A 2525-nucleotide genomic window follows, 5' to 3' on the forward strand; every position below is an offset into this window, starting at 1 on the left:
ATTCAGGATCCGAGCGGGATCAGCTGGAGCTGGTCGCGCAGGTAGTCATCGATGCGCTGCAGTTGCGCTTTGCCGGAGCCGCTGCGTGGAATCGAGGTGGTGAACAGGATCCGGCTCGGTGCCTTGTACGGCGCCAGGCGCTCCAGGCAGTAACGCCGGAGGTTGGCCTCGGCGACCTCGCCGGCCGGAACGAGCAGGGCGCCCAGCACGGTCTGACCAGCCTCGTCCCGCAGGGCGAAGACATGGCAGTCACGCACTGCCGGATGGGTCAGCAGGACCTGAGCGACCTCGTCGGCCGAGATCTTGCGACCGTTGATGTTGAGTCCCTTGCCCAGCCGGCCGTGCAGGTGCAACCGGCCGTCGCGCAGCTCGCCCTCGTCACCGGAGCGGTAGAAGCCGTCGGCGGTCAGTCTGGCCTCGAACCCACCCGGGTAGTTCAGGTACCGGGTCCCCATCGAGGGGGTCCGTACCAGGATCTCGCGGTCGTAACCACGTTCGGTGTCGAACATGATCTCGGCATGGGGTAGCGGCCATCCCTGCCCGCTGCCCGGCACCGGGTCCAGGTCGAGGGTTACCGGACCCGTCTCGGCCAGGCCGTAGTAGTCCGACACCTGCAGGTCATACCGTGCGGCCAGCGTCGTCGCCGTGTCCGGGGACAGCCGGGCCGCCGAGGACAGGCTCAGCCGCACGTGGGAAACCCCCGCCAGCGGCGTGGCGGACTCCGCCAGCGCATCGTAGATCGCAGGGAAGGCCACCAGCACCGTCGGGCGCGCCGCCGCCAGCTGCCTGCTCACGTAACCGCGTGACGGCAGTCCGCTCGGGACGGTCAGGGTCGCACCCGCCAGCATGCTGGGGATCAGTGAGGTGTTGAATGCCAGGCCGTTGTAGAAGCCGGCGAAGCACAGCACCCGGTCCCGGCTGGCCAGCCTGCTTGCCGCGATCCAGGACCGGGCCGCGGAAAGCACGGCCGTGCCGGAGAACTCGATGCATGCCGCCGTGCGGGTCGACCCGGAGGTGAACCGGCACAGTTCGGTGCCGGGAGCCAGCGCCGGCACGGCGGCGCTGTGGCTGATGACGGTTGCCCGGTGACCGGTCGGCGCCGCTGCGGCAGGCCGAACCCGGTACCGGCCGCTAGCGTCGTCCACCAGCGGAACGCGCTGCCCGGCGATCGGTCCGGCGGAGTAGTCGTCCAGCACCAGGTCGACCCCGCAGGTCGCGATCAGCTCGCCAAGCTCGGTGTCGCTGGCCAGCGGGTCCAGCAACATGGGCACGCCTCCGGTGAACAGGGTGCCGACCAGCGCTACCGCGTACCGGGTCGAGTTGTGAGCCCGGATGAGCACTCGCGGGTTGGCGGGTCGTTGCTCGCCCAGCCAGCCACCGAACCGCGCGGCCATCCGCAGCAACCTGGCGGTGTCCACATGATCGTCGTCGCCGCCGCTCAGCTTGAAGGTCCAGGCCTCGGAACCCAGCGCGGCGGCCAGCTGCCGGGCAAGCAGGCCCGGGGCCGGCTCAGAACTCGCCATGTGCTGTCGCCTTCTCTCCGCGGTCGTTGCGGGCAGCGCCGGATTCGGCCACCGGGGCGCCCAGTGCGAGCAGGTACAGCAGTTCGCTGCCGCCGGGCAGCTGGGCGATCCGGGCCCACACCGCCGGGTCGAAGCCACCGATGGTCGAGGCAGCGATGCGGTCCCGGGTCGCGGCCAGGCACAGCAGCTGAGCAGCTGCGCCCGCCCGGAACAGGGCCTGCCGGATGTCGTGTCCCGTGGTGCCGGCAGCGACCAGGCCTGGTGCGGTATGCAGCACCACGAAGGCCTGCCCGTGCCCGGCGTGCGCCTGGCCCATGCAGGCCGCGATGAAGGACGCTGCGTCGCGGGGCAGCGAGTCAGGGGTTGCGGCGTAGCGCACCAGCCGCGCGCAGCGCGTGATGGCCGCCTGCTCGGCCGGGCTCAGTTCGAGACGGTCGTTGACGATCACGGTGGCCGACACTGCCGCGCGTCCGCTCGCCGCGCCGCCGGCCGGGGCTGCGGCATCATGTCCGAAGGTGGTCGGCAGCGGCGTGGCGAGTGCCCCTATGGTGGCGGCCAGTTGGGCGCCGGACAGTGGCTCGACGGCGAACCGCTTGGCCGAACGGCGTGCGGCGGACAGCTCCCGCCACTCCGCCCGCAGCGCGAGGTCGGGCTGTGCGTCAGGCAGCGCCAGCACGGTCGTGTCCCGCGGTTCTGCCGGGCCCGTGACGTCGGCCGCACCCTGCAGTGGGGCGACGATGCCGGCCCAGGCCCGTGCCTCGAAGTCGTAGGCCGGTCCGGCCCTGCGGGCCGGGGCTGCTTCGCGCACGCTGACCATCGGATCGCCCGCGTAGGCCCGAACCCGCGCGAGCTGGATGACTGAATGTGGCTCGTGGAAACGGGGGAACTCGTTTCTCAGTGCGGTTGCGGACGCGGCGGGCAGGCCGGCATGCAGCACGGCGGTACCGCTGCTGAGCGCGACACCCACGATGTTGACCGCTGCGTGCGCTGCGTCCAGCTGGG

General features: G+C 71.4%; 2 protein-coding genes. Both read right to left on the reverse strand.

Annotated features, from left to right (window positions below; genetic code table 11):
• Nucleotides 1-2 precede the first annotated feature (2 nt).
• Entirely contained in the window at nt 3-1523 is a 1521-nt protein-coding gene (locus VF542_RS15330) for a class I adenylate-forming enzyme family protein (RefSeq protein WP_408652568.1), read from the reverse strand.
• The coding region (locus tag VF542_RS15335; protein ID WP_408652569.1) for a nitroreductase family protein at nt 1510-2525 on the reverse strand (1016 nt) is incomplete at its 5' end. The genes VF542_RS15330 and VF542_RS15335, both read right to left, overlap by 14 nt.

The sequence above is a fragment of the Jatrophihabitans sp. genome, assembly GCF_036389215.1.
Classification (GTDB): domain Bacteria; phylum Actinomycetota; class Actinomycetes; order Mycobacteriales; family Jatrophihabitantaceae; genus Jatrophihabitans_A.